19 protein-coding genes are annotated in these 18,572 nt (G+C 67.9%); 5 read left to right on the forward strand and 14 right to left on the reverse strand.

The features are described 5' to 3' along the window. Positions 1-151: 151 nt before the first annotated feature. Positions 152-1,270: a phosphoserine transaminase gene (gene serC / locus ACQEV2_RS18760; RefSeq protein WP_433042413.1), complete on the forward strand. Its 1,119-nt coding sequence runs from the start codon at positions 152-154 to the stop codon at positions 1,268-1,270. Between the two features lie 63 nt (positions 1,271-1,333). On the opposite strand, the gene ACQEV2_RS18765 is transcribed toward serC, so the two are convergent. The 4 genes from ACQEV2_RS18765 to ACQEV2_RS18780 all read right to left on the reverse strand — a co-directional run bounded on the left by ACQEV2_RS18765 (position 1,334) and on the right by ACQEV2_RS18780 (position 6,688). After that, a complete protein-coding gene (locus ACQEV2_RS18765) occupies positions 1,334-2,917 on the reverse strand; it encodes an alpha/beta hydrolase (RefSeq protein WP_433042416.1) in 1,584 nt (527 codons plus the stop codon). Positions 2,918-3,184: 267 nt separating this feature from the next. After that, positions 3,185-4,729: a cellulase family glycosylhydrolase gene (locus ACQEV2_RS18770; RefSeq protein WP_433042419.1), complete on the reverse strand. Its 1,545-nt coding sequence runs from the start codon at positions 4,727-4,729 to the stop codon at positions 3,185-3,187. 166 nt (positions 4,730-4,895) lie between these two features. After that, positions 4,896-5,717 carry an ABC transporter permease gene (locus tag ACQEV2_RS18775; protein WP_433042422.1) on the reverse strand — a complete coding sequence of 274 codons (822 nt, stop codon included), beginning with the start codon at positions 5,715-5,717 and terminating at the stop codon, positions 4,896-4,898. Then, positions 5,714-6,688 carry an ATP-binding cassette domain-containing protein gene (locus ACQEV2_RS18780; protein ID WP_433042425.1) on the reverse strand — a complete coding sequence of 325 codons (975 nt, stop codon included), beginning with the start codon at positions 6,686-6,688 and terminating at the stop codon, positions 5,714-5,716. The genes ACQEV2_RS18775 and ACQEV2_RS18780 overlap by 4 nt, the downstream gene beginning before the upstream one ends. Before the next feature lie 88 nt (positions 6,689-6,776). On the opposite strand from ACQEV2_RS18780, the gene ACQEV2_RS18785 reads away from it, so the two are divergent. After that, positions 6,777-7,595 (forward strand): TetR/AcrR family transcriptional regulator, encoded by an 819-nt coding sequence (locus ACQEV2_RS18785; protein WP_433042428.1) that lies wholly within the window; start codon positions 6,777-6,779, stop codon positions 7,593-7,595. Continuing rightward, positions 7,592-8,011, forward strand: a complete 420-nt coding sequence (locus ACQEV2_RS18790) for a PPOX class F420-dependent oxidoreductase (protein WP_433042431.1) — start codon at positions 7,592-7,594, stop codon at positions 8,009-8,011. Before ACQEV2_RS18785 ends, ACQEV2_RS18790 begins: the two co-directional genes overlap by 4 nt. Positions 8,012-8,017: 6 nt before the next feature. On the opposite strand, the gene ACQEV2_RS18795 is transcribed toward ACQEV2_RS18790, so the two are convergent. From ACQEV2_RS18795 to ACQEV2_RS18835, 9 genes are all read right to left on the reverse strand, one after another. Continuing rightward, entirely contained in the window at positions 8,018-8,680 is a 663-nt protein-coding gene (locus tag ACQEV2_RS18795) for a class I SAM-dependent methyltransferase (protein WP_433042434.1), read from the reverse strand. Continuing rightward, a complete protein-coding gene (locus ACQEV2_RS18800; protein ID WP_433042437.1) occupies positions 8,677-9,687 on the reverse strand; it encodes a carbohydrate kinase family protein in 1,011 nt (336 codons plus the stop codon). Before ACQEV2_RS18800 ends, ACQEV2_RS18795 begins: the two co-directional genes overlap by 4 nt. Next, complete coding sequence (locus ACQEV2_RS18805; protein WP_433042440.1) at positions 9,684-10,913, reverse strand: YqcI/YcgG family protein; 1,230 nt, start codon at positions 10,911-10,913, stop codon at positions 9,684-9,686. Before ACQEV2_RS18805 ends, ACQEV2_RS18800 begins: the two co-directional genes overlap by 4 nt. Then, positions 10,910-11,803, reverse strand: coding sequence for an HAD family hydrolase (locus tag ACQEV2_RS18810; RefSeq protein ID WP_433042443.1), 894 nt, complete (start codon positions 11,801-11,803; stop codon positions 10,910-10,912). Before ACQEV2_RS18810 ends, ACQEV2_RS18805 begins: the two co-directional genes overlap by 4 nt. A gap of 70 nt (positions 11,804-11,873) precedes the next feature. After that, a complete protein-coding gene (locus tag ACQEV2_RS18815; protein ID WP_433042446.1) occupies positions 11,874-13,826 on the reverse strand; it encodes a hypothetical protein in 1,953 nt (650 codons plus the stop codon). A 219-nt stretch (positions 13,827-14,045) separates the two neighbouring features. After that, on the reverse strand, positions 14,046-14,600 hold the full coding sequence (locus ACQEV2_RS18820) for a hypothetical protein (RefSeq protein ID WP_433042449.1): 555 nt from the start codon (positions 14,598-14,600) through the stop codon (positions 14,046-14,048). Then, entirely contained in the window at positions 14,597-14,863 is a 267-nt protein-coding gene (locus tag ACQEV2_RS18825) for a hypothetical protein (RefSeq protein ID WP_433042452.1), read from the reverse strand. Before ACQEV2_RS18825 ends, ACQEV2_RS18820 begins: the two co-directional genes overlap by 4 nt. Then, the gene (locus ACQEV2_RS18830; protein WP_433042455.1) at positions 14,860-15,084 is read right to left on the reverse strand and encodes a hypothetical protein; all 225 of its coding nucleotides are present in this window, start codon (positions 15,082-15,084) and stop codon (positions 14,860-14,862) included. The genes ACQEV2_RS18825 and ACQEV2_RS18830 overlap by 4 nt, the downstream gene beginning before the upstream one ends. 94 nt (positions 15,085-15,178) lie before the next feature. Then, complete coding sequence (locus ACQEV2_RS18835; RefSeq protein WP_433042458.1) at positions 15,179-16,153, reverse strand: WD40 repeat domain-containing protein; 975 nt, start codon at positions 16,151-16,153, stop codon at positions 15,179-15,181. 158 nt (positions 16,154-16,311) lie between these two features. Here ACQEV2_RS18835 and ACQEV2_RS18840 point away from each other — a divergent pair, with 158 nt between their 5' ends. Then, positions 16,312-16,995, forward strand: coding sequence for an SGNH/GDSL hydrolase family protein (locus tag ACQEV2_RS18840; RefSeq protein WP_433042461.1), 684 nt, complete (start codon positions 16,312-16,314; stop codon positions 16,993-16,995). 3 nt (positions 16,996-16,998) lie between these two features. Here the strand turns inward: ACQEV2_RS18840 and ACQEV2_RS18845 are convergent, their stop codons facing one another. After that, positions 16,999-17,754 (reverse strand): aminoglycoside adenylyltransferase family protein, encoded by a 756-nt coding sequence (locus ACQEV2_RS18845; RefSeq protein ID WP_433042464.1) that lies wholly within the window; start codon positions 17,752-17,754, stop codon positions 16,999-17,001. Positions 17,755-17,844: 90 nt separating this feature from the next. Between ACQEV2_RS18845 and ACQEV2_RS18850 the strand changes: the two genes are divergently transcribed. Further along, complete coding sequence (locus ACQEV2_RS18850; protein ID WP_433042467.1) at positions 17,845-18,432, forward strand: Uma2 family endonuclease; 588 nt, start codon at positions 17,845-17,847, stop codon at positions 18,430-18,432. The last annotated feature ends 140 nt before the right edge of the window (positions 18,433-18,572 follow it).

Below are 18,572 nucleotides of genomic sequence, written 5' to 3' on the forward strand. Positions count from 1 at the left end.
TACAGCCCGTCCGGCGCTCGGGCACGAGGCCCCTTCAGGGCCGAAGCGGGGTGCGGGGACGGCAGCCCCCAGGTCCGACACCCGCCGAAACACCGTCTCACCCGACGGACGAGGTTTCGCCCAGGTTTCCCCCACCGGCTAACCTCACTGCGTGGCTGAGATCCAGATTCCCGCTGACATCAAGCCCGCCGACGGACGTTTCGGCGCGGGCCCCTCCAAGGTGCGGACGGAGGCGCTGGACGCGCTGGCCGCCACCGGAACCTCTCTCCTCGGTACCTCCCACCGCCAGGCCCCCGTCAAGAACCTGGTCGGCCAGGTGCGCGAGGGCATCAGCGAGCTGTTCCAGCTCCCCGAGGGCTACGAGGTCATCCTCGGCAACGGCGGCTCGACGGCCTTCTGGGACATCGCGACGCACGGCCTGATCGAGAACAGGTCGCAGCACCTCACGTTCGGTGAGTTCAGCTCCAAGTTCGCCAAGGCCGCCAAGCTCGCCCCCTGGCTGGCCGAGCCGGACGTCGTCTCCACCGACCCGGGCACGCACCCGGAGCCGGTCGCCGAGGCGGGCGTCGACGTCTACGCCTTCACGCACAACGAGACGTCCACCGGCGTGGCCATGCCCATCAAGCGCGTGGAAGGCGCCGACGAGGGCGCCCTGGTTCTCGTGGACGCCACCTCCGGCGCCGGCGGTCTCCCGGTCGACATCGCCGAGACCGACGTCTACTACTTCGCCCCGCAGAAGTCCTTCGCCTCCGACGGCGGCCTGTGGATCGGCGTCTTCTCCCCGGCCGCGATCGAGCGCGCCGAGCGCATCCACGCGTCCGGCCGTCACATCCCGGAGTTCTTCAGCCTCCCCACGGCGATCGACAACTCCCGCAAGAACCAGACGTACAACACCCCGGCCCTCGCCACCCTCTTCCTGCTCAACCAGCAGCTGGAGTGGATCAACGGACAGGGCGGCCTGGACTGGGCGGTCCGCCGCACGGCGACCTCCGCCCGCACCCTGTACGGCTGGGCCGAGGACATCAAGTACGCCAACCCGTTCGTCACCGACCCGGCCAAGCGCTCCCAGGTCATCGGCACGATCGACTTCACGGACGAGATCGACGCCGCCGCCGTCGCCAAGGTCCTGCGCGCCAACGGCATCGTCGACACCGAGCCCTACCGCAAGCTCGGCCGCAACCAGCTGCGCGTCGCGATGTTCCCGGCGATCGACCCGGCCGACGTCGAGGCGCTGACGAAGTGCATCGACTACGTGATCGAGAAGCTCTGATCACTCCCGTACGACAGTGAAGGGCGCCCGGCACGGACCGGGCGCCCTTCTCGTTGCGCGAGCTCAGCCGCGGAAGCCGAGCATGCCGTGCAGCGTGGAGCCGGGCGCGACGCTCGACGCCGCGTTCGTGCTCTGCGGCTTCGGGTCCGGCAGCTTCTGGCAGACGGCGTCGGCCGTGCCGCTGCCGTGCGGCACCTTGCCGTTGGTGAGGTACGTCGCCAGGTACTTGTCGAGGCAGGAGTTACCGCTCAGCGAGATGCCGTGGTTGCCGCCGCCCTGCTCGACCACCAGGCTGGAGTTCTTGAGCAGCTTGTGGACGGTGACGCCGCCCTGGTACGGGGTGGCCGCGTCGTCCGTCGCCTGGAAGAGCAGCACCGGCGGCAGCTTGGAGTTGGCGACGTTCACCGGCTTCAGCGACTTCGTCGGCCAGAAGGCGCACGGCGCGTTGTACCAGGCGTTGTTCCAGGCCATGAACGGCGCCTTCTCGTACACCGCCCAGTTGTCCTTGCGCCACTGGTTCCAGTCGCGAGGCCAGGATGCGTCACGGCACTGCACCGAGGTGTAGATGCTGTAGCCGTTGTCTCCGGAGGCGTCGACGGCGGCGATGTTCTCGTACGCCTTGACCAGCGCGGCCTCGTCCTTGTCGTTCACGTATGCCGCGAACACCTGGGCGAGGGTCGGCCAGTAGCCGTTGTTGTAGCCACCGGGTAGGAAGATGTCCTCCAGCTCGGAGGCGCCCACCTTGCCGCCCGCGGGCTTCTTGGCCAGGGCCGCCCGCATGGCGTACCACTTGGCCTCGATCTTCGCCGGGTCGGTGCCGAGCTTGTAGGTCGAGTCGTACTTGGCTATCCACGCCATGAGCGCCTTGTGGCGGGCGTCGAAGGCGTAGTCCTGGGCGAGGTTGTCCTCATACCAGACGCCCGTCGGGTCGACGATCGAGTCCAGCACCAGGCGCCGCACCCGCTCGGGGTAGAGCTTGGCGTAGACCGCGCCGAGGTAGGTGCCGTACGAGTAACCGAAGTAGTTGATCTTCTTGGCGCCGAGTGCCTTCCGGATCGAGTCCATGTCCTTCACGGCGCTGACGGTGTTGATGTACGGCAGGACGTCCTTGTACTTCGTGCCGCAGGCCTTGGCGAAGGACTTGGCGCGCGAGAGGTTGGCCTTCTCGATCGCGGGCGTGCTGGGCACGGAGTCCGGGCGCACCGGGTTGAAGTAACCGGGCACGCAGTCCAGGGCGGGCTGGCTCTTGCCCACTCCGCGCGGGTCGAAGCCGATGACGTCGTACTGGGCCGCGACCTCCTTGGGCAGGCTGGAGGCGACGTACCCGGCCAGCGTCAGGCCACTGCCGCCGGGGCCGCCCGGGTTGACGAGCAGCGGGCCCTGGTACTTGTCCGCGGTGTGCGGCACGCGGGACAGCGCCAGCGTGATCTTCTTCCCGCTCGGCTTCGCGTAGTTGAGCGGCACCTTCACCGACGCGCACTGGAGCGTCGGGTAGTCGTCCGTGGCGCACTTCTTCCAGGTGACCTGCGCGGCGGCGGTCTGGACGGTGTTCGCGGAGTCCGACGCGCTGGCGTTGGCGGGGACGGCTGTGAGCGTCCCGGCCATGACGACGGTGGCGCCGCACAGCACTGCTGCGCTTCTTCTCATGGAGTTCTCTCAGAACGGTGAGGGGGGTTCAGGCCCGCGTTCGCGGGTCGTCTGCCGCATGGTTCCGGAAGAGCACACCGCGAAAGACATATTCGACCAGGACTTGACCGAATTGAGTCATTGGAAGCGCTCAAGTAATGCACAGAAAGGGGGCAGTTGACCCGTTCCGGACACGCGTCCCGCCGATGAGGGCGCTCGGCGAACACCAAGCGCCCCCATCTCACGCCGTGATCCCTGCCGCGGGGCCCACCACGGGTTGGGCCGCCGTCACGCCGCCGTACAGCTCACGCTCGGCACACCCCCGCCCCCGGGCACGCCCCCGAAGCCGAAGCCGGCCGAACCGCCCACCGGCACACTCCCGTTGTGCGCGGCGTTCACCGCGGTAACGCTCGCCCCGCTCTGTGTGTACGTCGCGTTCCACATGCTGGTCACCTTCTGCGCGCTGCTCCAAGTCCACGTCACTTTCCAGGACTTGAGGGCGGCCGTCCCCGTGTTGGTCACCTTCACCTCGGCGTTGAAGCCACCGCCCCAGTCGCTGCTGACGGTGTACGCGGCGCTGCAGGCGGCCCTGCCGCCACCGGGATCGGGGTCGGGGTCGGGATCGCCACCTCCCCCGCTCCCCGGAAATCCCGGCGCTTTGATGCTCGCCAGGTACCCGTCCTTCACGGTGTCCACGGTCGTCCAGTCGTCCTTCAGGATCCCGCCGGTGTCCCCGGAGTTGGGGTTCCAGGACCAGAAGGTCCAGTGGAACGAGTCCGCGCCGTACGTCGACGTGGACCGCAGGTAGCTCACCAGCGCGGCCAGCCACCGCTGGTCGACCGTCGACTGGAGCGTCGTACCGAACTCGCCGAGCCAGACCGGCGCGATGTTCTGCTTGAAGACGTAGCCCCAGTACCTGTCCCAGACACCCGGCATGTTGTCGGGGAACGACGGGTCGCTGAACCAGGGCTGCTGGGCCACGCTCGTCGCATAGTCGTGGGCGGAGTAGACCAGCCGGTTCGGGACGTCGAGTTGCACCGGGTACTGGGCCACGCCCATGAGGTTGCCGCCCCACCAGCCGTTGACGCCGTTGAACGACTGGACGCCCTCGACCATGATCAGCAGTTCGGGGTTGACGGACAGGACAGCGTTCCCGGCGCGCTGCGCGGCGAGCCGCCAGTCGCGGGTCGTGTCGCCGCAGCCCCAGCAGGCGGGGTCGTGGGGCTCGTTGTGCAGGTCGATGCCGATGACGGTGCTGTCGCCCTTGTAGCGCGCGGCCAGTGCCTTGAGGTTGGCGATCCATGTCGACTCGGGGACCGAGGCCGTGTACCAGAGCGCCGACTGCCCGCCCGCGTCGGGGCGATGTCGGTCCAGGACGATCTTCAGGCCGACCTGACCGGCGTACGCCACGATCTTGTCCATGACCTGCAAGGACGTCAGCCCTTGCAGGTCGGCGTTCTTGCCGTCGGCGAAGTTGATGCTGTCCGGCAGGGTGCCGGGCTTGAGGATGTCGTCGCTGAAGGGCAGGCGAAGGGTGTTGTAGCCCAGCGATCTCATCTGGTCGAGCATGCTCTTGTAGTCGCGGGTCCACAGGCCGTGGACGACGTGGTTGCCGGTCTCGAAGCCGAACCAGTTGATCCCGGCGATCCGGACCGGCTGCCCGGCCGCGTCCAGGAGCTGCCGGCCGCTGGTGCGCCAGTAGCCGGCGCCGGCCTCGGCGGTCTGTACGGCGCCCGCCCCGGCAGCGTGGGCCGTCTGCGTGCCGACCCCGGCCAGCGGTAACAGGAGCGCCGCGGCCACCGCACACACCGCTCTTCGCAAGCTGCGGAACATGTCGCTGCTTCCTCCTCGGGAGGCGTGGGCCCGGAACGGGTGGGAGCGCTCCCACCACCCTCCCTTCCCATGGAAGTCAGGTCACATGGACACGTCAAGCCAACGGGCGCTCCTTGGTACGGCGACCGTCACCGGGTACGGCGGCCGTCACCGGGTACGGCACCCGTCACCGGCTCAGCTTCTGGAACCTCCGTACGGCGAGCGGCAAGAAGATCGCGGTCAGGATCACCGGCCACACCCCCGCCATCAGCAGCGCATGCTGCTCGACCCAGGAGTCCCCGCCCCCGACCGGCGTACCGAACAGGTCACGGGTGGCCGCGGCGGTGGACGAGATCGGGTTCCAGGCGGCCACCCAGCCCAGCCAGTCGGGCATCAGCTGCGGCGCGACGAAGATGCTGGAGATCATCGTAAGCGGGAAGGCGACGGCGAACAGACCGCCCGCGGCCTCCGGGTTGGGGACCAGCAGCCCCAGCCACACCCCGATCCAGATCAGCGCGAACCGCAGCCACAGCAGCAGCCCGAAGGCGGCGAGGAAGCCGAAACCGCCGTCCGGGCGCCAGCCCATCGCGAAGGCCGTCAGCATCATGATGGCCAACTCGGCGCAAGCGATGATCAGATCGGTCACCCCCCGCCCCGCGACCACGGCGGAGGACGCCATCGGCATGGAGCGGAACCGGTCGATGACGCCCTTCGTCGAGTCGTAGACGACGACCGTCGCGGTGTTGATGAAGCCGAACGCCATGGTCATCACGAACATGCCCGGCATCAGGAAGTCCTGGTAGTCCCCGCCGCCGGGGACCTTCATCGCGCTGCCGAAGACATAGCCGTAGAGAAGGACGGACAGGATCGGGAAGCCCAGCTGCCAGGCGATGTTGACGGGCTGGCGCTGGTAGTGGGTCAGGCCGCGGCGGACGATGTTCCAGACGTCGGCGAGGACCCAGTACGCACGGCCGTGCGTACTCTTCGCGGCAAGGTCGAGGGTGGTCACGCCGCCTCCTTGGCTTCCGATACGTCCGTACGGTGTCCGGTCAGGCGCAGGAACACATCGTCGAGGCTCGGCCTGCGCAGCCCGATGTCCTCGACCTGGACGCCCTCGTCCTGCAGCGTCCGCGCGACCTCCGTCAGGGCGGCGACGCGGTCGAGTACGGGCGCGTGCACCCGCGACTCGCCCTCCTCCGTCTCGGGTTCGCCGTCCGAGACCCGGGCGACGACCTTCGCCACCTGCGGGATGTCGGCTCGATCCGCGACGACGACCTCGATACGGTCGCCGCCGACGAGGTTCTTCAGCCCGTCGGGAGTGTCGTCGGCGATGGCTCGGCCCTGGTCGATGACGGTGATGCGGGAGGCCAGCTTGTCGGCCTCCTCCAGGTACTGCGTGGTCAGCAGGACCGTCGTGCCACTGGCCACCAACGCCCGCACGGATTCCCAGACTTCGCCCCGGCTGCGGGGGTCGAGTCCGGTCGTCGGCTCGTCGAGGAAGAGGACGGCCGGGGCGAGGATCATCGACGCGGCGAGGTCGAGGCGGCGCCGCATGCCGCCGCTGTACTTGCCGACGCCCCTGTCGGCGGCGTCGGTCAGGTCGAACTGCTCCAGCAGTTCGGTGGCCCGCAACTTGGCCCGCCTGCCGCCCAGATGGAAGAGCCGGCCGAACATCTCCAGGTTCTGCCGACCGGTGAGCACCTCGTCCACTGCGGCGTACTGCCCGGTGAGCCCGATGCGCGCCCGCACCTCGCGCGACTGCCGGGCCACGTCCAGGCCGGCCACCGTCGCCCGTCCGCCGTCCAGCCTGATCAGCGTGGACAGGATGCGTACTGCGGTGGTCTTGCCCGCGCCGTTCGGCCCGAGCAGGCCGTGCACCGTCCCCTCGCGGACGGCCAGGTCGAAGCCGTCGAGGGCGCGTTTCTCGCCGTAGCGCTTCTCCAGGCCCTCGGCCCGTACCGCGTATCCGTCGTCGGTCATGGGTCCCCCTTTCGGTAACTGAGTACAGCGTACCCGAATGCGCGTACGGCGTACTCAGTTTTTTTCGGAAGGGCTTAAGCTGAACCGCATGACGAGCGGCAAGGGCGGCACCAGTGGTACCGGCGGCACGGAGACCAGCGGCAGCGGCGACATCGTCCGCACCTTGGAGCTGCTCTGGGACACGGGCCGACGCCCGAGCCGCGGCCCCAAGCCGACCCTCACCCTGGACCAGATCGTGGAAGCGGCCGTCCGTGTCGCGGACGCCGAGGGCCTGGAGTCGGTCTCCATGCGCCGGGTCGCCGCCGAGCTCGGCACCGGCACGATGTCGCTGTACCGGTACGTCCCCGGCAAGGCCGAGCTGCTCGACCTGATGCTGGACCGCGTCCAGCGCCCCTCCGAGAACCCCGCCGACCTCGGCGACGGCTCCTGGCGCTCGGCCCTGGAGGCCCTGGGCCGCGCGACCCTCGCCCTCTACCGGCGCCACCCCTGGCTGCTCCAGGTCAACCAGTCCCGCCCGATCCTCGGCCCGAGCGCCCTCGACGGCATGGAGAAGGTGCTCGCCCGCATCAAGCCGATGGGGCTGACCGACCCCGAGCTGGTCTCGGCGATCATCATGATCGACGGGTACGTCGTCGGGGCGGCGCGCACCCAGCTGTACCAGCGGGAGGCGGAGCGCCGGACGGGCCTGACGGACACGGAGTTCTGGCAGGCCCAGGCCCCGATGCTGGAGAAGATCATGACCTCCGGGCGCTATCCCCTCCTCGCCTCCCTCGACGAGAACACCTGGGGCCCCGGCTTCGACCACTTCGAGTTCGGGCTGCAGCGGATCCTGGACGGGCTGGAGGTCTTCGTGGCCCGGCGCGCAGGGATGACAGGCGGGGCCGGCGGTGCCTCCATGGAGACATGAGCACTGCGCCTACGAGCCCCGAGCTCGCTCCCTTCGTCAAGCAGTGGGCCGTCCGTCTCACCAGCCACCGGAAGGACGGCACCGGCGTCGGCACTGCCGTGAGCATCGCCGTCGACGGCGACCACGCGTACTTCCGCACCCCTGGCAGTGCGGGCAAGGTCAAACGGCTCCGCCGGGACCCCGAGGTCGAGATCGCCCCGTCCACCTACCGCGGCCGCCCCACCGGACCGGAGATCCATGCCCGGGCCCGGCTGCTGGACCCCGGCAGCACGGAGGACCGGCACGCGGCGAAACTGCTGCGGCGCAAGCACCCCGTCCTGCAGGGGATGGTGGTGCCGCTGACGCACCGGCTGATGAGGACGTCGACGCTGCACTACGAGGTACGGCCGCTGGAGGGCCCTCCGGATACGAGGTGACGCTCGTTACGCGTCGGCCGTGAGACCTTGCAGGACGTCCGTCCGGCGGCGGAACAGAAATCGGTGAGCCAGATGGTGAGACCGCTGCCCCAGTGTGGTCTCGCCGTGTTCCTTCAGGGAGAAATGGCCGGAGAGCAGGGAAACGACCTCGTCAGTACTCGGGTGGTGAATGGTGTTGCCCAGGGAACCGACCCTGTCGGGCCCTCCCTGGGCCGAAGGGTCCCGGTCCGAGTAGCAGACCATCCCGAACAGGCCGTCCGGTCGCACCAGAGCGGCGATCGTGTCCCGGTACATGTCCCGGTCCACGGGGCGGATGTGGTGGAAAACGCTGTAGTCGATCGCCAGGTCGAACGGTCGGCGTGCTCGGAAGTGCAGGATGTCGGCGACCTCGAACGAGACGTTTGCCAGCCCCAGTTGCGCCGCAGTCCGGCGTGCCTCGCCGACGGCTGACGAACTGAAGTCGATTCCGACCGTGTCGTGCCCCGACGTCGCCAGCGCGCATGCGGTGCGGCCCCTGCCGCATCCGAGGTCGATCACGCGGGCAGGGGACGGGACACGGGCGATCCAGTGCAGCACCTCAGCGGGTGTCTCCGAGATGTCCCAGGGCGTTGGACCGTCCCCCACGTTCCGGTAGACGCGCTCCCAGTGATGGACGGGTTCGGTATTCACGCCGCAGGCCTCCTTGAACGGGTCCGTCCGTTCTCCAGCAACGCGGCGAGCTCGGCCGCAGCGACCTTGTCGCCGAATCCGGTGCGATCGTGGCATTCGCTGTATCCGGTTCGATAGACACAGCGCACCTCCCCTGCCTGGCACAGAGCTGCCTCTTCCATGTCTCCGTCACCGAAGCGGAGGATCCACACGCCGGGCGCGTTCGCGCCGAACCCCGCGAGACCGGCCGCCAGTTCCCGGGTGTGGGACAGCTCGTAAGAGGTGGGAGCCGGCAGGTTCCTGAGCCTGGCCATGGTGCGCGCACTGGACATGACCACCTGGCAGCGCGCCATGACCCGGTGCAGGAGATCGGACGGCAGCCGAGCCTCGATGTCGTGCGGCACCACGTCGAAGCAGACCGGAGTCCCCGCCCGGGATGCTGCCGCCAGGGCGTGGAAGACAGCGTGCCGAGAGCGCGGGAAGAGCAGCGGATAACCGTCGACGAACAAGACGTCCGCGGCTTCGATCGCTCCCCGGAACACTTCGACGTCTGCGACCGACAGCTCTTCCAACGGTGCCGGGGAGCTTGCCACGAGGGTGCGACGGCCTGCGCCGGGAGAGTCGGTTCCGTCGCGCAGGACAACGACGTAGCCGTTGGGCATGCCGCGCTCCTGACGAATGCACCAGCTGACTCCCGGCTCGTTCTCCAGCGTGCGCAGGATGTGATCCGTGGAGGGATCGTCGCCCGTCTTCACCAGCGCGTCCACGGCCTCGAAATGGCGGGTGGCGGCCCGCGCCATGGATACAGCCGTACCGGCGAGGTGCATACGGACAGGGGCGAGGGAATAGACGTCTTCCTCCACCGCCGCGAGTGATACGGAGACAGTCGTGCGCACGTCGAGCCTGAGATCTCCGATGACGGCGACACGGAAGGGCGCCGGCCCCGGGTCGGCGCCCTCGTGCATGCCTGTCAGGCGCTGTTGTAACCCGGAAAGCCAGGCTTCAGCAGTCGAGGACGACAGGTTCAAAAGACGTCACGGTCGTCGACCGACCACCAGCGGGCCTCCGTGTCACCGGGGAATCGCTCCGGGAGGTAGAGATCCGCCTCGACCCTGCGGTCCACCAGTTCGGCCGAGTAAGGGACGCCCGCCTGAGCGAAGTTCTCCCTGATTCGCTCCTTTATCCGTGGGGAGGACTTCTGGCCGCACCCCACACCGTGCTGGGTGAAGGACTGCTCCGGCTGGAACATGACGAACGTGTGATCGCTGCTGTGGCGGGAGTGGGACGCCTCGTACAGAGGAGAGAAGACCGAGACGAACATCCGCTGGCGATGGAAGAGGAACTGCCAGCCCGGGCGCCGCACGTCCTCGCTGAGCGAGTTGTTGGGCAACTCGTCCGCTTCGGTGAGTGCCTGGAGCAGGCTGCGGAACCAGCGCGCAAGGTCCGACATGGTCGCGGCGCCCGGTGCGCGGCCGGCGACCCCGGGCACGGAGATGACGAATCCGTCGAGGTGTTCATGCGGAGCCGCTTTCGCGAACCTCGTCAGGTGCGGAGCCAACTCGGCCACGTTGGCCGCCAGCGACCTGTCGACATCCCAGTCGGGAGCACCCCACAGCCGGGACACACCGGAGAACAGACATGGTGAGTCGGCCTGCAGCTTGGCGAAGTCCTGGAGCGCGCCGGCGGTACTCGGGTCGTACGCCCTGGCAAAGCGTCCCTTGTCCCGTACGGCTACGTGATCGAGCTTGCTGTCGAGTTCGTTCGTGAGCGAGATCCCGCAGTTCGCGGAGATCCGGTACAAGGCCTTGTGCATCTGTGGCACGGACGTTCGCAGCGGCACCCAGTCGTCCAGGCTGCGCGGCGTCTTGGGGCCGTCGTAGTAGTTGACGGCTCTGCCGATCTGACCGGCCCAGTGCAAGAGGTCGAGGAGTTCGTCGAGCAGCTGCGGATCCTGCTTCTCCCGCTGCCCCTGCTTCTCCCGCTTCTCCCGCTTCTTCGCGCTTACCGCGGGAGCGGACGCGTCCTGGGGCGGATCGGTGACCGACACGACGAACTGGTTGGCGGTACAGGTCGAGATGATCCACAGGTCGGCGAGTTCAGCTCCCACCTTCGACGAGCGGGAAGCGGGAGCGGCTGCCAGCTCCTGGCTGAATTCCCCTACCTCCTCCAGAAGCCGCACCACGCCGGCGTGCGGGCTCCAGTATCCGCCGACGGACTGGATCATCTCGTGGACGGCTGTTTGCGTCTGGCTCATGCCGGTCCGGCGGGGACTGCCTCCCACTGTCGCCTCCTTGTGATGCCATCCGACATGGGGACGTGTGACTCCGCGATGTGGAGCAGCTGGGTGAAGTCGTCGATCACTTCGTCGGGTTCCATGGCCCCCGAGTCGTAGACGTCCTTCAGTTTTTCCGGTTTCCAGAAGGAAAGGCGTCGCACTGTCGCGTAATTCTCGGGCGCATATCTCGAACCGTAGCGAGCCCATACGGTCACGGCTCCGATGCTGCTGCCAGGCACCAGGTCGTTCGCCACGCTGTCTCCGAGGACCAGGACCCTTCCATGGCTTTCGGGGGCGAAGTATCTCAGAGCTTCCCTGTATGGGTGGGTGCTCGGCTTCTGTTTCGCATCGGTGAATGTCCGGAGGGCCAGGCCGGCGGGTGTGGACCGATGGGCCAAGTGGTGGTCTCCGCTGTGTGCACCCTCCCAGGCGACGAGGGCGTCCAATTGTTCTTGCAGCCGTAGACAGCGCACTCGGCGGAGGACTTCGCGGATGGGTGCATTGCTCACTCCGATCACCGTGAAGCCCCGTTTGCGCAGGGCTTCCAAGGTGTCCCGGACACCGGGATAGAGTCGCAGGTGTTTGCTTCGGCTCCGCACGAAGGCCGAGAAACCCGACCAGACCAGGTCGTTGACCTCGTCCGGCTGCCGGGAGCGCAGGAAGTCCAACTCCCTGATCGCCCAACGGTATTCAGGAGCTCGGTGGCGGCTGTAGACGGCCTGGAACTGTCGATGCAATTCATCCGGATCGACGTCGGCGGCAGAGCTCAGCTCGTCCACCATGGCACGAAAACAAGGACCGAAGTAGTCGATCCAGTCGTACAAGGTATTGTCGAGATCAGTGATCAGGACGGGTGAGTGGCTCGACATGCGTCTCATTCTGCTCCGGTTGGACACGTGGAGAGCGCTGGACGAGGTAATTCCGATGAGATATGTGGGTTCATCTGAAAGCTTCCTGAGGTAGCGAGTTCAGGAGAACGACCAGCATTTCGAATGCGGCGGCCACCGCCACGCGGCGGATCGAACCGCCGGTCCGACGCTCGAGGTCGCTCTTGTCTTCGTCCGCGGCATCCGAGATGCCACGCAGAGCCACGAAGCGTACACGCTTCAGCATTCCGGAAGCAGCGGTTGCCGCAGCTATGCCGGACGACTCCATGTCAATGGCCGCAAGGTCCCGCTTGTGCTCCTGCAACCAGGACGTGAATGCCTCGCTGGCGCCCACCACTGGCCCGCAGGCCAGTGGGCCGACCACCAGCGGGCGGGCCGAGGAAACGGTCGGATCGCCGGGGAATCGCCGGACCAGTCGTGTCCTGGCCTGTGTCAGATCCTCCTCGGCGACGAAGGGCAGTTGCTGGGCGCGATGCGTCAGATACTCGTCCGGCCGCACACCCATGCCCGCGACATGCAGCCGGAAGCTGCCCTGCCCATCGGATTCCGCCCGGGCGTTGTCCAGGTAGGAGACGACCTGATCGGCCAGCAGAACGTCCCCCGGTTTCAGGTCGGGTGACAGCGCACCGGCGATTCCCACATTGGCCACGATGCGGGGCGGGTGATCGGCCAGCATCCCGGCAGAGGTGGCCGCCGCCTGCTCCTGGCCCTTTCCGACCATGCTGAAGAGCACGCGCAGGAGTTGGCCGCGCCCGGTCTGCCAGCGCACCTCGTAGGAGACCTGGCCGGTGCGGGCGTCCTCCAGTACGGCCAGCGGGCCCAGCGTTTCCTTGGCGCACTCGAGAACCATGGCGGTCTCCTCGGCCAGGGCGAGGACGACGAGCACGGTCGCGGGATCGTCCTGCGGCACCGGTCGCGGGGTCGACCGCACGCCGGTCGATCGGCTGCTGTGCTCCACGGCCAGGCGTGCGACGCCCTCCATGGCGGTGCGCGGACTGCTGCCACCCTGCGCGGCATCACATGCCTCGGCGCATAACCTGGCCAGGTGCTGGAGACTTCCGGTTCTGTGGGGAGACGGCTGAGCCAGATGGTCGTAGACACTCTTCAGCAGGCCGTCCCGCAGAAGGATGACGCTCGGGTCGTCTCTGAGGGCGATGACCTCCTCCAGCGCCAAATGCCCGAAGGCGTCCAGTAGTCCGATCATTTTGAGTGCGCGGCGGTATCCGACCAGATCGACGATGAGTTCGGGGTGCGTACTGCGGACACCGCAGTCGACGGTTCCGATGCGTGGCAGCCGCCCCACCATCGTCGTCCGGTACTCGGTCAGGTACCCCATGGCCCAATTCCAGCCGAGGGCCAACTCGATGCGTCTACGGGCCGGCGGGGTCAGATCCAGGTCGAAGATCTTCAGATCCTCCACTATGCGCCACAGAAATGCGTGGCTGCCGAGCCTCTCGGGAACGGCCTGCAGCGCCCGCTCGTATGCGCTGGGGGACATGGCGGACGGAATGGCGTGATAGGCGTTGTGCAGTTCTCGTACGGGGAACGACGCGAGTGTCCCGTCAGGGGCCGTTCCGCCCGCGAGCACCGCGACGTCCAGGGACCATCGTGATTTGACGTCGGCCGTGGTGTCGATGTTCCGGGCCTGCAGGACGGGGTGCAGGGCCCGTAACCGGCGTCTCGAGGCGGGATACTCCAGCAGTCCTTCGAAGGACGTGTCGGTCAGGTGGGCCCGCTTCCCCTCGAGCAACTGATCGACATCCATCGTGGAACCCACCAGCAACAGGACCTCGCTCTCGGCCAGCAATTGCAGGTCGCTCAACAAGCCTGGTGCCACCGAGGATTGGACGAGGTCGGTGCTAGGCATCACCAAAACGTCCGGGGACACGAAGGCGGTCAGCCGCAGTGCTTCGCGCAACAGACGGACCATGTCGCGATGCGGCCGGATCCGGCTCTTCACTTCGTACAGTCTCAGCAGTTGCTCGTGCAGGAAGTGAATGAACACCTCAGGCTACCGGTGGTCGGCCGTAGTGGATGTGCCGTGTTTTCTCGCCCGTCCCACACGCCCTCAAGCGATTCGATAAGGCACACGGACCACTTTCCCTGTTCATGGCTTTGCCCCCTCCGCTGCCGCGGCCTGCCGTCAGAACAGATCTGCCTGAGCACTATTCCCCTGCGCTGTTGTTCCGACACCCGGGAATTTCCACCGTCGGCGATCACAGCACTAGGACGTCGGCTCCGCGAGCATGGCGATCCAGCTCAGGATGCCCACGAGGCCGGCGGCCACGACGGCGGAGCCGAAACGGTCGGCCGCCTTCTGGCGCCGCGAGGGCTGCCGGCGGTGGGCCTCGCGGCGTTGGGCGGCCTCCCCGTGCGGCTTGATCGCCTGGTACGCGAGGATCGCGAGGACGGCGACGCTGATCGCGACCTGCCATAGCTCGCCCACGACGCCCCAGAACCCGGTCCGCTGAATCGTGTCCGGCTCGATCCCCTCCCGCGCGTCGAAGGTGCTGCCGTCCGGATAGTCGCGCCCGGTGTCGGTGAGGCGCACGTACACGGCGTCGTCGGCTGTGCCGCCGTCCGGTGTGAAGTCCCCGTGGCAGGAGTAGTCGGAGTTCTTACGGCTGTAGTCGGTGTCATAACAGCGCTCCACCTTGTACGTGCCGGGAGTGCCGTAGATCCCGGCGGACAGCGCCAGGTCGGCGGTCGCGGTGACGCACCAGAAGGTCATGACGAGGGCGAGGACGACGCCACTCACCCACCCGAGTACGCGCTTCATCCGCCGGCCCCGCCCGCCATGATGTTCGGCTCCTTCTCCAACAGCCCGGAGATACCGGCCTGTTCGGCAAGCGTCCGGCGCTCCGGGCCGGCCTGGGCGCGCTCCTGCTCGTGCTTCTGCCGGTCCGCGGGCTGCACGAAGAGCATGTCGTTGCTCCCCGGCACGATCATGACGCCGCCGAAGGCCGGGTCACCGGCGAACCAGGCGCCGCCCTCCTCGGCCTCCTTCGCGACGAGGTTCATGCCGTCCCGGATGGGGTTCACGAGGGCCACGTCCGCCAGGCGGTACGCGGCCGGAGCAACAGGAAGATCAGCACGAAGAGGGCGGCCGGGATACCGAAGGCAGGCAGAGCGGCGTCGTAGCCGACCATGTGCGCCACGAACGGCACCGCGAACAGGGCCGCGGCGAGCGCGAGGCGCGTGGCTATGTGCCGGTACAGCAGCGCGCGGTTGTGCTTGAGCACCTGCATGACGTCAGGTGGCATGGGCGGATGATCCATGTGGCGGCACCATACATGGACCGCATGGACTACATGTGTTCGCGCGTACACGGCACTTGCACCGCCATGACCAGCACACTCACCCCCGGCGCAGCAGCCTCCGCAGCCCGTAGACGACGACACAGCCGATGACCACCGCGATGGCGCCGACCTTGATGTCACCGCTCGTGCCACTGCCGCCGTCACCGTCGGAGGAGGCCGAACTCCCGCCGCCCGAAGACGAGTCGGAGGACCCGGCATCCCCGGGAGCGTCCTTCGCCACCACGGCGCTGCCGGCCCCCTCGCTGCCGAGCATGAGCTTGGTCCCGTCGGCCGAGTAACTGGCGGACTCCCCTTGCCCGATGGGCACGCTGATGCGCTCCAGCCGCTTGAGCCTGCCGCCGTTCCAGTCGTACGCGATCCCGCCGAAGTAGCCGCGTACGGCAAGCGTCCTGCCGTCCGGCGAGAAGGCGGCGTCGGTGGCCCACAGGTCGACGGGGGCGGCGGGCTTGAACACGTTCGTCCCCGAGGCGGAGAGCTCGGCCGGGCCCTCGTACAGGTGCCCGCCGTCCTCCTGCTTGTCGATGATGTAGACGCGCCCGGTCTTGGGGTGCACGACGAGCGACTCGGCGTCGCGGGGTCCGTCGGAGTACTTCACCACGTACTGCGTGGCACGGATGGTCTGATCCTTGAGCTGGGTGGGCTCGGGCAGCCGGTAGACCCACACATAGGGCCACTCCACACCGTCGTTGTCGCCTATGTCGCCGACGTACAGCTGATTGTCCGGACCCATGGAGATCGCCTCGACGTCGCGCGGGGTGCCCACGCCGGTCAGGGTGATCGTGGCGACGGTCTCGCCGGTGCTGCTGTCGACGGCGTAGAGGTAGGCGCCCTTGTCCTGGTCGTTGTGAGTCCAGTAGATGCCCGGGTGCTGTCGCGAGGCGGCCAGCCCGCTGGACTCGGTGATGCGCGGGTCCTTGATCGTGAAGTCCTCGTTCCCGTCGGCGGCGGAGGCGGGAAGGGTGAGCGCACCGGTGAGGAGGACTCCGGCGAGGATGGCGAGCGGTCGACGCATGCCCCCAAGCCTGCCATCCGGTCCGATGATTCGGAGGCGGAGCGGGGTCGGGCGGCAGGAGACAGGCGACTGGCCAGAGGGTGAATTCTCGGGGGGCGTGTCAGGCTTCACACCCGTCCCGCCCCTACCTCCCGGTAGCGATCGTCCATCATGAGCGGATGCTCAGGTTCATGCCCGTCGGCGACTCCATGACCATCGGCAGCGCCGGCGAACACACGTGGCGCTACCGCATGTGGCAGCACCTGCGTGAGACGTACGGCGGCCCCTTCGCCCTCGTCGGCCCGCGCGAGACGCTGTACGACAAGGCGACGGACGCGCCCACGTCGTACGAGTACGCCGCCGACTGCGACCCGGCCTTCCCCCGGACCCATCTCGCCGGCTGGGGCGAGGGCTGGCTGCACATGGCGCCGCTGATCGGCGAGACGGTGCGGGCGTGCCGGGCGGATGTGCTGCTGGTGTCGCTGGGCCTGATCGACCTGGGCTTCTACACGAACGCGGAGCAGACGGCGGAGAACGCACAGCGGTTCGTGGCCGAGGCGCGGGCGGCGAACCCGCGCGTCCGGATGGTCGTACTCCCGGTGATCCCGAATGTCCGCGCCGCGTCGGACGCGCCCTTCGCCGCCGAGGTGACCCGCTTCAACGAGCTGCTGGCGAAGACGGTCGCGGACCTCGACGAGCCACGCTCACCCCTCCTGCTTGCTTCCCCTCCCCCGTCGTACGACATCCACCTCGACACGTACGACGGCACGCACCCGAACGCGAGCGGGGAGCGCAAGATCGCGGCGGCCTTCGCGGACGCCATGTACCAGGCGTGGGGCGTGGGCGACAGCTACGCCATGTGACGGCTACAGCCTGTGACCGTCGATGGCCCGCACGAGGAACTCGGCACAGGACCGCACCCCGCCCCGCAGGCTCGTCCAGTCCTCCGTCTGCTCCCCCAGGTAAACGGCACGCGCGTGTGCCAGCACGGGCCGGTGCTCTGCCGGTAGCCGCGGCAGCGCCCAGTCGGCGGCGGCGTCCTTCGAGCGGATGGCGCCGGTCGCGAGGGTGGTCCAGACGCGGGCGAGGGTGAGGAGGACGTTGCGGGTATCGGTATCCAGTTCGGCGACGAGCTGCGGGACGCCGGCGACGACGGCCCGGCGGAGGTCGTCGTGCGGGACCGGGTCGAGGAGCTCGGCGGGCGGTGGGCCGTAGAGGGGTGCGTCACCGTTCAGGGCCATGGTGAGGAGAGGGGCGAGGTCGGGCATGGGCTCGCGGGCGGGGACGAGGCCCCGCTCGTAGTCGTCCCGCAGCCACTCGCCGTACAGGAAGTCGCAGGTGGGCGGGTAGCGCCAGGGCCGTATGTCGTCCTGTACGACGACGATGAGCTCGACGGGGCGGCTGTCGGTGACGCTCGTGCCGGACACCTTGAGCAACTCCTGGACGAGGGCGCGGCGTTGGGGGTGCGTCATGGAGTCTCGCACGACGACCAGGACGTCGATGTCGCTGTGGGGGCGCAGGCCGCAGAGGGTGGCGGAGCCGTGGAGGCAGATGCCGAGGACGGTGGTGCCGAGGGTGCGGTGGAGGAGCGGGAGGAGGTGCTGGGTGTGCGGGGTCGGCATGTGAGCTCCGTCTCCGTGTCGCGGTCACTGTGCGTATCGTTGTACTGCGCGGTTGCCCCGGCACAGGGGCAGCCGGGGAGGAGCGCCACGATGACCGTCCTTGAAGACAGGATCGAGATGGCCGAGGAAAGCGGCGAGCTGACTCTGGACCTCATGTTCGAGTGGCTCGAGAAGATGCCTATCCCCGAGGGAACGAAGGTTGAGATCGTCGGGGGAAACATCTTCATGTCACCGCAGCGGCATACCCACTTCCAAATCGTCTTCGACATCCTGGAGCAGCTGCGCACCACGTACTCACGCAAACGGCTTGCGTCGGACGTGAGGATCGACTTCCCCGGGCACCTGAATGGCTTCGCCTGTGACGTCGCGGCGGTGGCCGAGCGCTCGGTGAAGGACGACAAGGGACGCTGGCGCTATCAGGACGTCGAGTTCGTGGCCGAGGTCATCTCCAAGGACACTGCCGCCAATGACTACGGCCCCAAGAAGACCGCCTACGCCGTCGCCCAGGTCCCCGTCTACCTCATCGCCGACCCCTATCAGGGCAAGTGCCACCTCTTCACCCAGCCCAGGAACGGCGAATACCTCAGTGAGCTGTCCGTCGCCTTCGGCGCCGACGTCGACATGACCACCACCCTCCTCGGACTCACCCTGAAGACCGACGAGTTTCCCCGCGACTGACGGGAAACAGAAGGCCGTTTACCCTCAACTCCCTGTCCCGGTGGTACCTTTGGCGCCGCCGTGCGCCCCATCGAACCCAGGAGGTGAGACCGATCAACGCTGTCACAGGTCGGGCCTCCCTCCCCCGCATGGCCTCGGGA

The organism is Streptomyces sp. CA-251387 (genome assembly GCF_050936625.1).
Taxonomy (GTDB): Bacteria; Actinomycetota; Actinomycetes; order Streptomycetales; family Streptomycetaceae; genus Streptomyces.